This window comes from Mycobacterium sp. 1245111.1 (assembly GCF_001673405.1).
In the GTDB taxonomy this organism is placed as follows: Bacteria; Actinomycetota; Actinomycetes; order Mycobacteriales; family Mycobacteriaceae; genus Mycobacterium.
On record NZ_LZLV01000099.1, the window covers coordinates 18,389 to 33,717 of the forward strand.

Here is a 15,329-nt window from a genome sequence, read left to right on the forward strand (position 1 = left end):
TGGCGCCGTCGGCGTCCTACCCGGTGCGGAATGGGGCGACGATGTTCGACATGTCTTTTAGAATCGGCACTGTGAAGGTTCGTGTCGAGCAGGCGAGATGCGTCGGCCACGCTCAGTGCTACGCGGTTGACCCCGAAATTTTCCCGATCGATGACTCCGGCTACTCCATTCTCGAAGAACACGAGGTGGCCCCGGAAGACGTGCAGGTAACTCGTGACGGGGTGGCGTCGTGTCCGGAGATGGCGCTGATCCTCGACGAGGACTAATTCACTCTGGCTAACGGTCACCGTCTGGTGCGGAGTGCGGGAACCGCCCTTGCAATGCCCGCAGCAGGCCATCGACTTCGTCGAGCCGAGCGTGGATCTGCGTCAGCTCCCCAGCCCGCTCGGAATCGTCAGTTCCAACGCGGTGCGCAAGGTCCCGCAGTTCGGCGGACTCGTCCTGTAGAAGGCGCTCGAATACCCGCGCCTGCGCGATCTCGGCGGGCTGAGTGGGCCTGCGTGGCAACACGTTTGGTGCACTGAACACCCGCGAACCGGCATTGCTCTTCGGGAGCGTGCGGCCGGTGTTTCGGGGTCTCGGCGACAACGTCAGCGGTCCGGATGCCTCAGCGTGTTTGGCCACGAAGCCCTCCTGGCGTCGCCCCCCATTGTTCATCTCTCGGAAACCTACGCCACTCCTCTCGCGTGCTTCCGAAAGCTCCCCAACTGTTCATGTGCGAGTCATGTTTGCGACGTCCGCGATTTACCTCGCTCCAAGGACGGCGGCTGTGGGGCTCATTGCCGCTTGTCGTCTTGCGCCTCGACGAAGGAACGAAGATGACGGCGAGTCTGATGGTCCGCTGCCCCGGCCTCGCCGTCGACGTGTTGGCCACGTGTGTAATCACGTTGCCACTGCACCGGCTCCCCCGCGGCGACGGCCGCCGCTGCCTGGGCCTGGCCTTCCACGTCACGTGCGCCAAGGAAAGACTTATGCTTGCGGTCCAGGTCTTCGTCAGAGTCGATGCGTCTGAGTTCGGGTGCGAAGTCTTCAAGTTCGGCTCGGCGCTGCGGAACGATCATGCAGATGGGCTCGTCGACTTCGAATCGCACCGGCATCAATTTACGGGTGAATTTCCAACTCATGCTGAAACTCGCGCTGGCCCAGTCGGTTTCGACGATACCCTCTAACGGGGATACGGCGTCCTTCGGATAGTTCGCCGGCCCGCGGACCAACAGGTTATAGCCCGGCGGGGTGCGAAACACTATCGGCACATGCCAGGTCAGAATCCCGTTACCGAAATGGCTGACGGGCAGGAACTGAGCGGTGTCCCGCCTATCGGGCATGACGTTCACGTCCACGTCTCCCTGACCGATCCAGGTAGCGGTGAAGGCGCAGCGATTGCGGAGTTCCCAGCCGCTTTGGTTGGCGATGAGCATCGGCAAACACCGATTGGGCCAACCTTTTCGGCTCTCGGACATCTCCGACATCCACGCCCGGCTAATCGGTGCCGGGGCAATCTGTGGTGGATTGTCACGAGTGACGAACCCGATCAGCGGATGGGTCGGCCTATCGGACGTGTCACTCATCGGATCCTCGATTCGGTGGGAACCCCCATTGCCACAGATGCACGTCATGTGTCGGCTGAGTTGTGCCCATTGGCGACGGTTCGTGTAGCGGCCGTCGTGGGCGATGGTAGCTGTTTGTTCGAGCATCGCCTGCGGCAGCTCGTTTTTCGCGCCCAACGCACGTGGGGTGCCACGCCGCGACGTGACACCCCAAGTGTGTGAAGCTATTCGGACTCAGCCGCCGATCGGTGGCCGGCCCATCACAGTGGGCTTGAATCCGTAGCGCGGGCCCAAGCCGTTGCCGAAACCAGCACGGGTACCGGCCAACGGCATACCGCCCATCAGGTTTCCGCCGCCGGCCGCAGCCTCCGGTGCAGCACTGACGTTGCTGACCAGCTGCACGGCCGGTGTGGCCGCCTGCGGAGTTCCGCCGATCCACGACGCCGGTACCGCCAACTTGCCGACCGAGGCGGCGCCGCCCGAAACGGCGGACACCGCATGCGCACCCGCGCCGGCAGCACCACTGCCCAGCCCGGCACCGAGGCCACCCAAGCCGTGGAGTGCCGGGGCGGCAGCGGCCGGGGCAGCCCCACCGAGCATTCCCGCGCTCTTCGCGATCTGAACGCCGAAGTTACCCATACCAACGCTGAAGTAAGGCAGACCCTCAGTGTTGTAGAACAAGCTGGCGTACGGCGAGTAGGCGGTGACCAACGCCGACAGGTTCGTCGGCAAGACGGTCGTACCAAAGATCAAGGCATAAAGATCTTGGAACGGCGTCGTGGTGGGGGCCGCCGAGCTGGCTGCCGGCGCCGCGAGGCTTTGCAGCTGGCTTGGCGTCGACGAGGTCAGCTGTGACAACAGACTCTGCGTGCTCGACGCCGCCGAGTTGCCGGTGGCCGCACTGACCGCGGCGGCTTGGTTTCCGGTGCCGGCAGGATTGGTGGTCGAGGCCGGGCTGGCAAACGGGGTGACCTTGCTGGCCGCCGACGATTGGCCCGCATAGGTGTACATGGCCGCGGCGTCCTGCGCCCACATCTGGGCGTACTGCGCCTCGAGCTGCATGATCAGCGCGGTGTACTGGCCGAAGACGTTAGCCTGCGTCGCCGCCGCCGTCTCAGCACGGTTGGCCGCGATGAGCGGCGGCGCCACGGTCGACGCGAACGCCTGCTCGTAGGCGGCAGCAGCCGCCTGGGCCTGAGTCGCGGCCTGCTCGGCCTGCGCGGCGGTCTCCTGCATCCAGGTGACGTACGGCTGCGCCGCACTTGCCATCGCCGCCGAGGCTGGGCCGTTCCACGCATCGCTGGCGAGTTGCGTGATCGTCGTCTCGTAGCCTTGGGCAGCCGACTGGAGTTCGGCCGCAAGGCCGTTCCATGCCGACGCGGCAACCTGCAACGACGAAGCACCGGGACCCATGTACATCCGGGCCGAGTTGATCTCAGGTGGTATCGCTCCGAAATCGATCATGGAAGCCCCCTAGCCGGCCGCTGCCGCGTTGGCGGCCTCGGTGGCTGCGTAGGAACCGGCGCTGGTGCCCAACGTGTTGACGAACGCTTCGTGGATGGCTGCAGCCTGCTGGCTCACGGCCTGGTACAGCTGCGCGTGAGCGACGAACTGAGCCGCCGTGAGAGCCGAAACCTCGTCGGCGGCAGCGGGAACCACACCTGTGGTGGGAGCCGCGGCAGCGGCGTTCTGGGCGTTCAGCCCCGAGCCGATCCCCTGCAGGCTAGTGGCCGCCGCCGATAGTGCTTCCGGCTGTGTGGTCACGAACGACATCCGGTCTCCTCCTTAGTAACCGTTCGCATCTACGACCTAGGGCAAGGTCGTTCGGTTGAAAGAGTAGAGGGTCACGCGTGAATAACACCGCTGCCGACCTAACTGTTCACGCCTGGACGGCCAGTATTCACCCCCCGATATCGGCTGTTCATCCAACGTTCGACAAACCTTTCACCTGCGGTAATGCTGCAATGTGGACCGGCACTGGCGCGCGGTGTGGGATCGGCCGTTCAGTTGCTGTCCAGGCTGTCGTGCGACCGAACGTGCCCGTGGTACCGATCACGGGAACGGGCTTTCGCCACAACACCTTTCGAGACCCCGCGCGGTGCGGTCGGGCGGGGAACGTCAAGCGGCTCGACGACTGCGAGCGTGAAAGTCCCACGCCTGAGCGGCTTTTGATCGGCGCTGAGACCGCGGACGGTGCGAGCTGTGCCGGGGACTCCGGCGCGCATCCGGTCGTCACCTGCGATTACGCCAGGTGCCTGCCGCTGCCAAAGCCGTTGCAATTCCTCGTGATTGACTGCGCGGCTACCCGCCCACGGGCGGCTTGGGCATCACAGCGTGCTTGACGCCGTATTTCACGGTGTAGCCGGCAGCGCGGTTTCCACCAAGGCCGGCGTTGCCCGCCATCGGAATACCGCCGAGCATTCCATTCGACGACGCTGCGACCGGACGCGCGGCGCCGACCAGCCGAGCCTCGATCGTCTCCGAAGGCCCCACCCCTTGCCAACCCGCGGGCACTGACAGCCGCCCGAGAGCGTTCGCCTCGCCCATAGCGGCCGACACGCTGCTAGCCGTATAGGGTGCGCCGCTGACGCCGGCCGTGCCGCCACCCAGGCTGGAGCCCAGACCGCCAAGTCCTGCGGCCGGTGGCATCAACCCAAGCCCCCGCTCTAGTGCCGTTGCCTGCGCGGGGGTGATCAACTGCTGGCCGAGGCCGTAGCCGAAGTTTCCGAGACCGACCGCGAAGTAGGCCTGGAGCACCTGCCGCATCGTGTTCAGGTTGGCGTTCGTCAAGCCCACGCCCCAGCCGCCCTGACCGAGGCTGGTGATGGTGTTTTGGTACAGCGTCTCAAGCCAACCGACGAACGTATTCGGCGGGGCTGTCGCCGCGGGCAGCGTGGAGCTCGCGGCCATCTGACTTGCTGCCATCTGGGTGGTCGTGGCGGGCGCTGCCGACACCGCGTTCTGCGCCACCGTGGCGGCTTGGCCGGCCGGTGTGGCGGCGGCCTGGGCCGCCGCGCTCGCCTGGCTGCTCGCCCCATTATCGGTGGTTGTCTGCGGAGGTTCGACGAATGGCGTCATCTGCGTGGCGGCCACCGAGGCGCCCGCGTAGCCATACATCGCCGCGGCGTCCTGCGCCCACATTTCCGCGTACAGGGCTTCGGTCATCATGATCGCCGGTGTGTTCTGACCGAAGAAGTTGGTGGCGACCAAGGCTGCCAGCAGCGCGCGGTTGGCAGCGATCACCGGAGGTGGCACTGTCATTGCGAACGCGGCCTCATATGCGGCGACGGCTGCTCGAGCTTGGTTGGCGGTCTGCTCGGCTTGCGCGCCGGTTGCGGTCAACCAGTTGATGTAGGGCGTCGCGGCGGACATCATCGCCACCGACGTCGGGCCCACCCAGTTGTTGCTCGTCAGCTCCGCTAGAGCGGATCCGTACCCAGTCGCCGCGAAACCCAATTCCGCGGCCAGGCTGTCCCAGGCCTCAGAGGCCGCCAACAGCGGCCCCGGTCCGGGACCCGAATACATCCGGCCCGAATTGACCTCAGGTGGCAACACGGCGAAATCAAGCACTAGGACCCTCCGTCAGCAAGCCAAGTGGTGTCTGCGCCGTCGACCGCCGCGTCGGGGCGGCGGCGTGGGGCGTGGTCATGAACTGGTCAGCGACTAGCAGGCTCTGAATGGCCGCCCGGTCGAGATCGATGTGCGGAACACGGTGTGTGGCCACAGACGAAATGCGCTTTCTTTCCTCGGTAACCCTTAGCGTCAACAACATTGAGCGCCCGTGCTCATCACTGAACAGTCGCTGGCTGAGACACTAGATGGCCGCGCGCGCGATCCGCGACGACGATGCCGACAATTCACGACTCATCAAGCAGTGTTCATCCGCGATCAACTGTTGTTCAGATGATGTTCGGTTTTGCGCCACCCGATGGCCGCAGTGCGGCCCGCTATCCGGCGGCCGGTGTGAAGGGGATCACGGTCGGACGGAGCTCGAATCGGGGCGGTGTCTGGGCGGCCTGGCGGCCGCCCATCGCGGTAATCGGCATCATCGGCGGCAGGCCCGCGTGCGCCCCCGCCTGGACCGCCGAAGCGGCGCCGGCCCCGCCGAACTGCGTTGCCGCGGACCCCGCGGCCGTCCAGGCGGTCGGCACCGACAACGCACCCGCGGTAGTCGCCTGGCCCATGCCCGCGGAGACAGCTGGCATGCTGTGTCCCAGCCCGCCCAGGCCCGACAACGTCAATGTGCCACTGCCAGCACCGATTCCGGCGGACTGGGCCGCTCCCAACTCGTTGGCCGCAGTCGTCGCGGCTTTGGCGGCGGTCGCCGTGCTGCCCGCCGTGAACAGCCTGGACAGCATGCTCATCGGCGTCGTCGCCATCCGCAGCGGCGTGCTGAGCTCGTTGAGCAGCGACATCGACGACGACGATGAGGATGAGGTGTCGGTCGCAGTAGTCGCCAGGCCACTCAGAGCCTGCGGCGACGAGAGACTTTGCAGGGCCTGTGGGGTGGTGGAGATCAATTGCGGGCCCGACGCCATGACCGTCTCGACGTCGGTCCCGCCGGAGGTGCCCACCGACTGGGCGGCAGCCGCAGCCTGACTCGCCAGCCCACCCGGGTTCGTGGTCTGAGGTGGCGAGGTGAACGGGCTGACCTGTGACGCGGTGGCCGAGGCGGCGGCGTATCCGTACATGGCGGAGGCATCCTGGGCCCACATCTCGGCATAGAGGGCCTCGGTGGCCATGATCGCCGGCGCGTTCTGCCCGAGAATGTTGGTCGCGATCAGGCTCATCAGCAGGCTTCGATTCGCGGCGATCAGCGGAGGCGGAACGGTTGCGGCGTAAGCGGTTTCGTATGCGGTGACGGCTGCTGCTGCCTGCGTGGCGGCTTGTTGCGCCTGCTCGCCGGTGGCGCTCAGCCACGTCACGTAGGGCGACGCGGCCGCGACCATCGACGCCGAGCTGGCGCCCGTCCAAGGGCCACTGGTCAATGTCGAGAGGATCGACCCGTAGCTTGCGGCAACGGAACTCAGCTCCTGGGCCAGCGACTGCCAGGCCGACGCGGAGGCCAGCAACGAGCCCGGTCCTGGACCGGCATACATTCGGCTGGAGTTGGTCTCGGGAGGCAGAGCGGCGAAATCCAGCATGGTCTTCAGACCGCCCAGCCGGCCGCGGCTGCGTTGGCGGCCTCGGTGGCCGCGTACGAGTCGGCGCTGGCGCTCAGCGCATTGACGAACAGCTCGTGGATCGCCGCCGCCTGCGCGCTGATGACCTGGTACATCTCGGCGTGCGTGGCGAACTGCGCCGCCGTGAGGGCCGAAACTTCGTCTGCCGCAGCGGGTGTCACGCCCGTCGTCGGAGCTGCCGCGGCGGCGTTCTGCGCCCTCATCGCCAACCCGATGCCTTGCAGATTGTCCGCGGCGGCCGTCAACTCGGCCGGCTGCGTACTCACAAACCACATCTGGCACTCCCCTCGCCACAGATGCCACCTGTCACTGGTTAGAGACGTTAACCAGCAATGATGGGCCGCAGTCATGGCGAAGCTATGCGCTGGCTATGAGATGTCTGGCAGCGCCCGCGTCGCACAAAGAGGTCCCCCACCCATCCGGGCGGGGGACCTCTTTGGAGCCAGCTACCGGCGCAGATCCGTGGCTGCCACCTGGACGAACACACCGGTGTCCTCGGCCATCAGCAGACCACGACCGCGGGGCAGCGGGCCGCCCTTCATCTTGCCGCGGATGAAGCCCTCGTCGGGGTCGGCGTCCATCACCAGCAACGGCGCGTTGGCCTGAGCCAACGCTCGCAGCATCGGGTCGCTGCCCGCCGAGGACCATCCACCGAAAGTCCGGGTGACGATGACGTGCAGACCGACGTCGGCGGCGCGGGTCACCCACGGCGCGGCCCGCTGCAGCGGCGAATCGAAGCCCGGCGGCAGCTGCTGCACGTCATCGATGATCAGGAAGATCTCCGGCCCGCTCCACCATGCGCGGGACAGCAGCTCTTCGGCCGACAATCCCGGCGGCGGTTCGCGACGGGCCAGCACTTCGCCCAGCTCGTTCATCATCGCCGAGACACCGTCGAGGTTGTAGGCGAACCTCTCGACGTAGTCGGTGCCCAGTGTGGTCAACAGCTGACGACGCGGGTCGACCAGCCATACCTGGGCCGACGGGCGCGATGTCGGCGGCGCGATGCTGGCTCCCGGCTCGTACACCCGTCCGATCTCGGCCATGATCGTCGCCAGTGTCGTCGTACGGCCACATTCGCGTCGGCCCGTCACCATCAGGTGCGCGTTCTCGGCGAAGTTGAGGTACACCGGCTGCAGGTCCAGTTCGTTGATGGCCCAAGCGATTCCGCCGACGCCGACGTTCTGGCGTTTGTCCTGCTGCGCCAGTGCCCGGACCTGCTCCAGGCCGAACTTCGCGGGCAGCCTGCGCACCGGAGGCGCGTGGCCGACCGCGATCTGACTGACCGCCGCCGCAACGCTCTCCGAGGAGAAGACGTTGTCGGGCGTACTTGCCATCGCCGGACGAGCCACCAGCGTGTGCAGACCGGATTGCGGGTCGCTGTCCAGTCGCACGTAGTTGACCGCGACCATGCCGCGGCCCGGCTTGACCGGAACATCCTTGGCGAATCGCGAGCGCACCAACTTGGCGTCCTCGACCGCGGCCAGCCGCAACTCGATCCGCGATCCGAAACCACTGCGGACCGGGGGCCGAAGCTCCGATTCGCGGTCGGCCGTGGCCATCACGTGGATACCGAACGACGGCCCCTGGTTGATGATCTGGTTGACCTGCTCGATGAGTACTTCGTTCTCTTCGGCGAGCGCCCGGTAGTTGTCGATCACCAAGAAGATGTCACCGAAGCCGTCGTTGGGAACCTGGCCCGCTTCCCCACCGAACTTGCGCCGACGGAAGACCTCCATCGAGGGCACGTCGTACTGGAGGAACGTGTGCTTGCGCTCGCGCAGCAGGGCCAGCAACTCGGCCACCGTGCGGCGGACGCCGTATGGGTCGGTCGGACCGACGACCTCACCGACATGCGGCAGTGCACCCACCGTGGTCAGCGCGGTGCTGCTGTACGCCAGCACGTAGAACTGAACCTGCTCGGGAGTGTGGGTCAGCGCGGCCGAGGCGATCAGCGTCTGCAGCGCGGTGGTCTTGCCCGATCCACCGGCCCCCAGGATCAGCACGTTGGCACCAGGCCCGGAGGTGTCCACGGTCCACGGCGGCTGGTCGTGCTTGAACGGCCGGTCGATGATCCCGACCGGGAACACCAGGTCCGTGGTCTGGCCGTACTGCTCCTGCCACGGGTGCTCGAGGAAGCGATTGACCAGGGCTTCGATCGAGACCGGCTGGTCGAGCGGCGGCTGCCACAACCGGTACGGCTCGAAGTCGATCCGCCGGAGCTGGTCGATGATCACGGTACCGACCTTCGGCGTCCGGATTGCTTCCTCTTCCTCTTCCTCTGGCGTCTCGCCGGAGCCGTTGCCGAGGAAAAGCTCGCCGCCGCTGTCACCGTTGGTCAGGGCGTCGAAGTCGTCCGGCCCGGTGACACCGACCTCGATCGGAGTGAATCCGGTGGTAAACAGCTGCGGCCGAATGTAATCCACCGAGTGAGTCAGCATCGCCGGCCCGTCGTCATCGAGGGAGACGCCGCGGCGGTAGTCGCGCCACAGGAACTCGGCCTGGAACCGGATGATCTCGTCGAGGCTCTTACGGAAGTATCCCAGACCGGCTTGCGCGGGCAGGTTGACGGCGTTGGGAACACCGGCCGCCTGTGCCGCACCGGCGGTACGCGCCTTCAGTACCAGCCGGTAACCCATGTTCTCCATGAGCTTTTCGGCCCGACTCTCGATGGTCTGCGAAGCCATCATCAGGTGGATCCAGTAGGCGCGACCCTGCCGGCCGATGGAGTCGAGAACGTCGACGGCGGTCGGCATGATGCGGAACCACTCGTAGAACTCGTCGATCACGACCACCAGCATTGGCAGCGGCGGAATGTCCTGACCGCGGGCCCGCATGCGGGAGCGCATCTCGTTGTATTCCTTGGCGTCGTCGACACCGGCGTTGTCGCAGACCGCCTTTCGACGCGCGATCTCACCCCACAGCGAGTCCAGGAAGCGCTCCATCAACGCCTGGTCTTCTTCCAGGTCGGTGATGATGCGCGAGACGTGTGGCACGCCGGAGAACGGCTTGACCGCGGACCCACCCTTGAGGTCGGCCAGCACGAACTGCAGTTCGTCCGGCGGATGCGAGAGCATCAGCGACTCGAGGACGGTACGCACCAGCGTCGACTTACCGGAACCCGTCGTTCCCGACATGACGCCGTGCGGGCCGTCGCCGCCTTCGTCGAGTGACTTCATGTCGAGGAACAGCAGTTCGCCGTTGTCGGAACGGTTTCCGAACGGGATCCGCAACCGCGAGCGGCTCGTCAGCGCGTCGCGGCGGCTGCCCCACAGAGTCTCGAAGTCGATTTCCGCCGGGTCGTCAATCCCGTAGTAGGACAGGATGTCTCGAGCGCCGATCTGCGCGACCCGCTGCCCGATCTCCTCGTAGGCCTCGGCCAGCCGCCAACGGGCCACCTTCTGCGCGAACTGCTCGGCCTCGGCCTCGGTGACGTAGTCGGCGAGCGCGAAGAACCACCGGTTGTCGTCGATCACCATCCAGGTGTCGCGATCACGGGGCAGCGCCTCGATCACGCCGACGTCGTCGGTGAACTTGAGCACTCGCTCCGGGTTGCCCGTCCACAGTGCCGAACCGGTCAGGTCGAAGAACGTCACGCCGTCGACGCCGTCGACGCTGATGACGTACTCCCACTGCGGGTCGTCAACGTCGGCAATGATCACGTGGTGCGGCGTCGGCGTCTCCGCGGACGAGCTCGCGTGGCGGGGTGTGAAAGACCCACGGCCAGCGAACAATTCGGCCTGATCGGCGGCGAACTCGCGCACCGAGGCGTAGACCATCCGCGCGTTGCCGGCCGCGTCGCGTCGGCGCGGGTCGCCGAAGTGCGGCAGCCACTTGACCCAGTCCCACCTGCTCATGTCGGACGTGACGACGATCATCTGCAGGTGATCGGGCCCATGCGAGAAAGCGAGCTGGCAGATGAGCGCCCGCATGGCGCCCAGCGTCTGATCGCGGTTACCGACCAGGGCGTACCACGGCTCGACCAGCAGCGAGATCATCTTCGGCAGGTTGTAGACGACGCTCTGGTAGCGACCGAATTCCTGCAGCGCCTTACCCGTGACCGGCTCGAGCTCGATGTCGGTCGGCATGTTCTGCGGCTCGCCCCAGGTCACCTCGGGACGGGTCATGCCCACCCCGATCCGGGCCACACCGAAGTTGAGGTCCTTACCGTCCGGCTTGCGCTCCCACATCCTGGCGGAGCCCACCGCGGCGGCCAGCGTCGTCGGCTCCGGGTGGAACCAGCGGTAGTTGGCGTCCATGCTGTCGGCCGACTCGTTCGCGGTCTCCCGCAGCATGTCCAGCATCAGCATGAACTGGGCGCGCATCGCGTCCAGCTTCGGCCGGCTCATCTGCTGCTGGCCTCCGAAACGGCCACCGAACATCATCATCGCGACCCCGCCGATCATGAAGATCGGGAAGATCGAACCGGCACCGAGGAACATCCGCGAACCGTTGGCGACGGTCATACCGACCATGCCGACCAGCAAGCCGACCACCAGCACGCCGACCACGATCAGCCACCACGGCTTGCCTTCGGGCGGCGGGACACTCAGCGGTGTCGGCAGGACGATGTTCTCCGGCCTGACGGCAGGCGCCCGCTCGGGCGTTGGGCGTGCGAAACCTTGCTTCACTTGGGTACCACCAACTCTGCGGGATTCATATCGGTCGGAAGGGTGTCGTGGCGCACCAACGCATCCGCGCGGGACAGTGCGGGGCCCGGCGCCAACAGCCGCAGCGCCACCCACGGTGCCGGCGACGGCTGAGCCGTCAGCCCCAATGCGGAGCGGGAATCACGAGTGTTCTCCACGCCGAATCGCGCACCGGAACTCGTGAGCCACCACAGGGATTCGGATGTGGTCGATCCTGGGTCGTTGCCCGTGACAACGACCCAGTTGCCGTACTCGGGTCCGAAGTAGACGTGATCGGCTTCGCGTCCCGAGGAATCCGCCTTCACCAGCGCCACGATCTTGTCGGTCGCGCTGTTGGGCACCGGGATCGTCGGCCCGGAGATCACCTGGATGCGAGCCCGCTCCTCACCGGCGGTCTTCTGCCACCACCAGCACGTCGCGGGATTCTCCTTCAGGTCGACGGGGTTGAGCGGGGCGTCGGGATACGCCGACAGATCCAGCCCGTGGACCACCGGCATCTTCGCCAGTGACGCGGGCGCCACCACCATCGGGGAGTTTCCCGCCGGGGTGCCGGCGTTTTGCAGAATCTGCGCGACCACCGGGTTGACCGTCTGCACGCCGTCCGCAAGTACCACTGAATACTGTTGGGGCCCACTGATTTGCGGCGTGACGATCACGGTTCCGATCGGCCCTGGCGCGCCGCCGAATGCTGCCGGCTGGCCGGCGCCGGGGACCTTGGGCACCGACAGTTCGGGGCCGACCGGCAGCGCGTCATACAGCGCTCGGCTCATCGGGTGGGCTTGGCTGACGTTCTCCGGGGTCAAACCCAGCGGCAGCAACACCGCGCGGTTGGCCGAGTCGATACGCGACCGACGGCCCTGGCGGATTACGTACGTGTCCTTGTCATATCTGAGCACCACGGCCTCGGCCCCGTTGAGCACGTGTCGACGGTTCGACAGGTCGGGCTTGCCGTCGATCACGGTGACGGTCACCGGCGGTGCCCCCACACCGGCCGTCGGGGTCACCGAGTCGCATACCAGCCACGACGAGGTGGCGGGGCTGGTCGGGGCGAACTCAGACGGAGCCCCGGGGATGCCGACCAGCGGCCCGTGCGGTTGCTCCGCGATCTGGCTGGCCCGCACCTTGTGCGGGTTGTCCGCACGGCCTGCGATCAGCCGCGCCGACGCCAGGTTCAGCGCCGGGTACAGCTTGTCCCCGACCCGGACATACAGCGCGCCCGAATCGCGGTCCGCGATGATCGGGGTGTCGTTCAGCTGGCCCGAAGGACTGAGGAAGGAGTACAGCAGGGCACCGAGGCAGATCACCAACGCCGCGGACACCGACGCCACCACGGCCAGCGTCTGGCGACGGCCGGGTTCGATCTCCATCCGCACCCGCCAGCGAGTCAACGCCATCGCGGTACGACGAGCTAGGAACTGGTAGCCGGTTACCTGGGTCCGGGTAGAAAGTCCCAGGCCGTAGCCCGAACCCCGCTGCTGATCACCGGCCATGTTCGGTCACGCTCCAGTCGGACGCGACGACCGACGATGCTGTAGTCCCACGATTCACAGTGATAACGGTAGGGCACCCCGCGCGACCTTGCCACGCGAACGTTTGAGCGCGGGCGATGTTCACGTCGGCGCCGTGTGTGGTTTGTGCCACAGAGCTGTCACCTGCCAATTGATAGTGGAAAGATTCGACGGCTTCGTCACTGCGAATAGTACGGCCAGGAGTAAACGCAACTTGGCGGAAAAGCGACGCTGAGGTAGACACTCGGCTCGCCTCGCAGACATCTCGACAAGCAAGATGTCTGTTATGAGCCAAATGGCGCCGTCGTTGGTCGATCTCGCGGGTCGATTCGGGATTTCCACCGCTTACGAGGACTGGAGCGGCCGTCGGGTCGACGTGCCCGAGAGCACACTGATCGCGGTGCTGGCCGCGCTCGGCGTCGACGCCGCGGACGAGGCTAAACGCAACGCCGCGCGGGCGGCACACGAGAAAGCGCACTGGTCACGCGCCCTGCCGCCGACCATCCTCGGGCAGGCCGGCACCCAGACGACCTTTTGGGTCCATGTGACGCACGGCCAGCCGGCCGATGTGTGGCTGCAGCTCGAGGACGGCACCGTCCGCACTGGGATACGACAGGTCGACAACTTCACCCCGCCGTTCGACCTGGATGGCCGGCGGGTCGGTGAGGCAAGCTTCGTGTTGCCCGACGATCTGCCGCTGGGCTATCACCGCGCATACCTGCGCTCGGGCGACGAGGAGTTCAATGCCGCGGTGATCGTGACGCCGGCCTGGCTGGGAGTGCCCGAGCGCCTGGCCGCCCGTCGCGCCTGGGGCTTGGCCACACAGTTATATAGCGTCCGATCCCGGCAGTCCTGGGGCGTCGGCGATTTGACCGACCTGGTGGACCTGGCGGTCTGGTCGGCGTCGGTGCACGGGGCCGGTTACGTGCTGGTCAACCCACTGCACGCGGCCGAGCTGACCTCCCCCATGGAGCCCTCGCCGTATCTGCCGACCTCGCGCCGATTCGTCAACCCGCTGTATTTGCGCGTTGAAGCCATTCCGGAGTTCGCGGAGCTACCCCGGCGGGGCCGGGTCCGCCGGCTGCGTGAGGGCGTACAGAAGCACGCAGCATCGCTGGATTCGATCGACCGGGATGCCGCATGGGCGGCCAAACGCGAGGCCTTGGAGCTGGTCTTCGCGGTCCCCCGTACGGCCGGCCGCGACCTCGCGTTCGCGGCGTACTGCGCTCGTGAGGGTACGGCCCTCGACGACTTCGCCACCTGGTGTGTGCTGGCCGAAAAGTACGGTGCCGACTGGCATCAGTGGCCCGAATCGATGCGTCATCCGGGGTCCGACAGCGTCGCCAAGTTCGTCAAAAAGCATTCGGCCGCAGTCGATTTCCACCGCTGGCTGCAATGGCAACTCGACGAGCAACTGGCCGCCGTGCAAACTCACGCGGTTTCGGCCGGGATGTCGTTGGGCATCGTGCACGACCTCGCCGTCGGCGTGCACCCGGATGGGGCCGATGCCTGGGCTTTGCAGGATTCGCTGGCCCTCGGCGTGTCAGCCGGCGCGCCCCCGGACGAGTTCAACCAGCTGGGCCAGGACTGGTCACAGCCCCCGTGGCGGCCCGATCGCCTTGACGAGCAGGAGTATCGGCCGTTCCGCGCGCTCATCCGCAGCGTGCTGCGGCATGCCGGCGGGGTGCGCATCGATCACATCATCGGTTTGTTCCGGTTGTGGTGGATTCCGCAGGGCCAAGCACCTACCGAAGGCACCTATGTGCGCTACAACCACGAGGCGATGATCGGCATCGTTGCGTTGGAGGCTTATCGCGCAATGGCGTTGGTGGTCGGCGAAGATCTGGGCACCGTCGAGCCCTGGGTGCGCGACTATCTTCGCGCCCGCGGCGTGCTGGGCACGTCGATTCTGTGGTTCGAACTCGACCGCGACGGGGGTGGCGGCCCGTTGCCGGCCGAACGCTGGCGCGAGTACTGCCTGTCCTCGGTGACCACCCACGACCTGCCGCCGACGGCCGGTTACCTCGCCAATGAGCATGTGCGACTGAGGGATTCGCTGGGATTGCTGACCCGGCCGGTTGAGCAGGAGTTGGCGGCGGCCGAGGCCGAACAAGCGGCCTGGTTGACGGAACTGCGCCGAGTGGGCCTGTTGTCCAAGCACGCCGACGAGGAGCAGACCGTCCTGGCCCTGCACCAGTATCTGGGGCGAACCCCGTCGCGGCTGCTCGGCCTCGCGCTCACCGACGCGGTCGGTGACAAGCGAACTCAGAATCAACCGGGTACCACCGACGAGTACCCGAACTGGAGGGTTCCGCTGAGCGGTCCCGATGGCCGACCGATCCTGCTGGAGGACGTGTTCAACGATCACCGGGCGACCACCCTGGCCGAGGCCATGCGTGAGCAGACGGCCGGCGGTCCGCCTGTTAATTTCGATTCGCCATGAAG

The 15,329-nt window shown here is 66.5% G+C and carries 11 protein-coding genes; 3 read left to right on the plus strand and 8 right to left on the minus strand.

What is annotated here, in order from left to right:
- The first annotated feature begins 71 nt into the window (after nucleotides 1–71).
- Nucleotides 72–266 (plus strand): ferredoxin, encoded by a 195-nt coding sequence (locus A5658_RS14440; protein ID WP_067336248.1) that lies wholly within the window; start codon nucleotides 72–74, stop codon nucleotides 264–266.
- Nucleotides 267–300: 34 nt separating this feature from the next.
- Complete coding sequence (locus A5658_RS28125; protein WP_156751468.1) at nucleotides 301–447, plus strand: hypothetical protein; 147 nt, start codon at nucleotides 301–303, stop codon at nucleotides 445–447.
- A gap of 329 nt (nucleotides 448–776) precedes the next feature.
- Here A5658_RS28125 and A5658_RS14445 read toward each other — a convergent pair whose 3' ends face one another.
- From A5658_RS14445 to eccB, 8 genes are all read right to left on the minus strand, one after another.
- Nucleotides 777–1,568 carry a DUF6065 family protein gene (locus tag A5658_RS14445; protein ID WP_067336250.1) on the minus strand — a complete coding sequence of 264 codons (792 nt, stop codon included), beginning with the start codon at nucleotides 1,566–1,568 and terminating at the stop codon, nucleotides 777–779.
- 213 nt (nucleotides 1,569–1,781) lie between these two features.
- Nucleotides 1,782–3,011, minus strand: a complete 1,230-nt coding sequence (locus A5658_RS14450; RefSeq protein WP_067336057.1) for a PPE family protein — start codon at nucleotides 3,009–3,011, stop codon at nucleotides 1,782–1,784.
- 9 nt (nucleotides 3,012–3,020) lie between these two features.
- Nucleotides 3,021–3,320: a PE family protein gene (locus A5658_RS14455; RefSeq protein ID WP_067336060.1), complete on the minus strand. Its 300-nt coding sequence runs from the start codon at nucleotides 3,318–3,320 to the stop codon at nucleotides 3,021–3,023.
- Between the two features lie 528 nt (nucleotides 3,321–3,848).
- The gene (locus A5658_RS14460) at nucleotides 3,849–5,117 is read right to left on the minus strand and encodes a PPE family protein (RefSeq protein WP_067336062.1); all 1,269 of its coding nucleotides are present in this window, start codon (nucleotides 5,115–5,117) and stop codon (nucleotides 3,849–3,851) included.
- Between the two features lie 377 nt (nucleotides 5,118–5,494).
- Complete coding sequence (locus A5658_RS14470) at nucleotides 5,495–6,688, minus strand: PPE family protein (protein WP_369830527.1); 1,194 nt, start codon at nucleotides 6,686–6,688, stop codon at nucleotides 5,495–5,497.
- A gap of 8 nt (nucleotides 6,689–6,696) precedes the next feature.
- On the minus strand, nucleotides 6,697–7,005 hold the full coding sequence (locus tag A5658_RS14475; protein WP_067336070.1) for a PE family protein: 309 nt from the start codon (nucleotides 7,003–7,005) through the stop codon (nucleotides 6,697–6,699).
- A 171-nt stretch (nucleotides 7,006–7,176) separates the two neighbouring features.
- Entirely contained in the window at nucleotides 7,177–11,358 is a 4,182-nt protein-coding gene (gene eccCa / locus A5658_RS14480; protein ID WP_067336072.1) for a type VII secretion protein EccCa, read from the minus strand.
- A complete protein-coding gene (eccB, locus tag A5658_RS14485; protein ID WP_067336075.1) occupies nucleotides 11,355–12,866 on the minus strand; it encodes a type VII secretion protein EccB in 1,512 nt (503 codons plus the stop codon). The genes eccCa and eccB overlap by 4 nt, the downstream gene beginning before the upstream one ends.
- A gap of 304 nt (nucleotides 12,867–13,170) precedes the next feature.
- On the opposite strand from eccB, the gene malQ reads away from it, so the two are divergent.
- Nucleotides 13,171–15,327 (plus strand): 4-alpha-glucanotransferase, encoded by a 2,157-nt coding sequence (gene malQ / locus A5658_RS14490; protein ID WP_067336078.1) that lies wholly within the window; start codon nucleotides 13,171–13,173, stop codon nucleotides 15,325–15,327.
- Nucleotides 15,328–15,329: the final 2 nt, after the last annotated feature.

Excerpts from the sequence above, each read along its gene's own strand:
- A5658_RS14445 (WP_067336250.1), bottom strand. The coding sequence starts at position 1,568 with ATGAGTGACACGTCCGATAGGCCGACCCATCCGCTGATCGGGTTCGTC.
- A5658_RS14450 (WP_067336057.1), bottom strand. The coding sequence starts at position 3,011 with ATGATCGATTTCGGAGCGATACCACCTGAGATCAACTCGGCCCGGATG.
- A5658_RS14455 (WP_067336060.1), bottom strand. The coding sequence starts at position 3,320 with ATGTCGTTCGTGACCACACAGCCGGAAGCACTATCGGCGGCGGCCACT.
- A5658_RS14475 (WP_067336070.1), bottom strand. The coding sequence starts at position 7,005 with ATGTGGTTTGTGAGTACGCAGCCGGCCGAGTTGACGGCCGCCGCGGAC.
- eccB (WP_067336075.1), bottom strand. The coding sequence starts at position 12,866 with ATGGCCGGTGATCAGCAGCGGGGTTCGGGCTACGGCCTGGGACTTTCT.
- malQ (WP_067336078.1), top strand. The coding sequence starts at position 13,171 with ATGAGCCAAATGGCGCCGTCGTTGGTCGATCTCGCGGGTCGATTCGGG.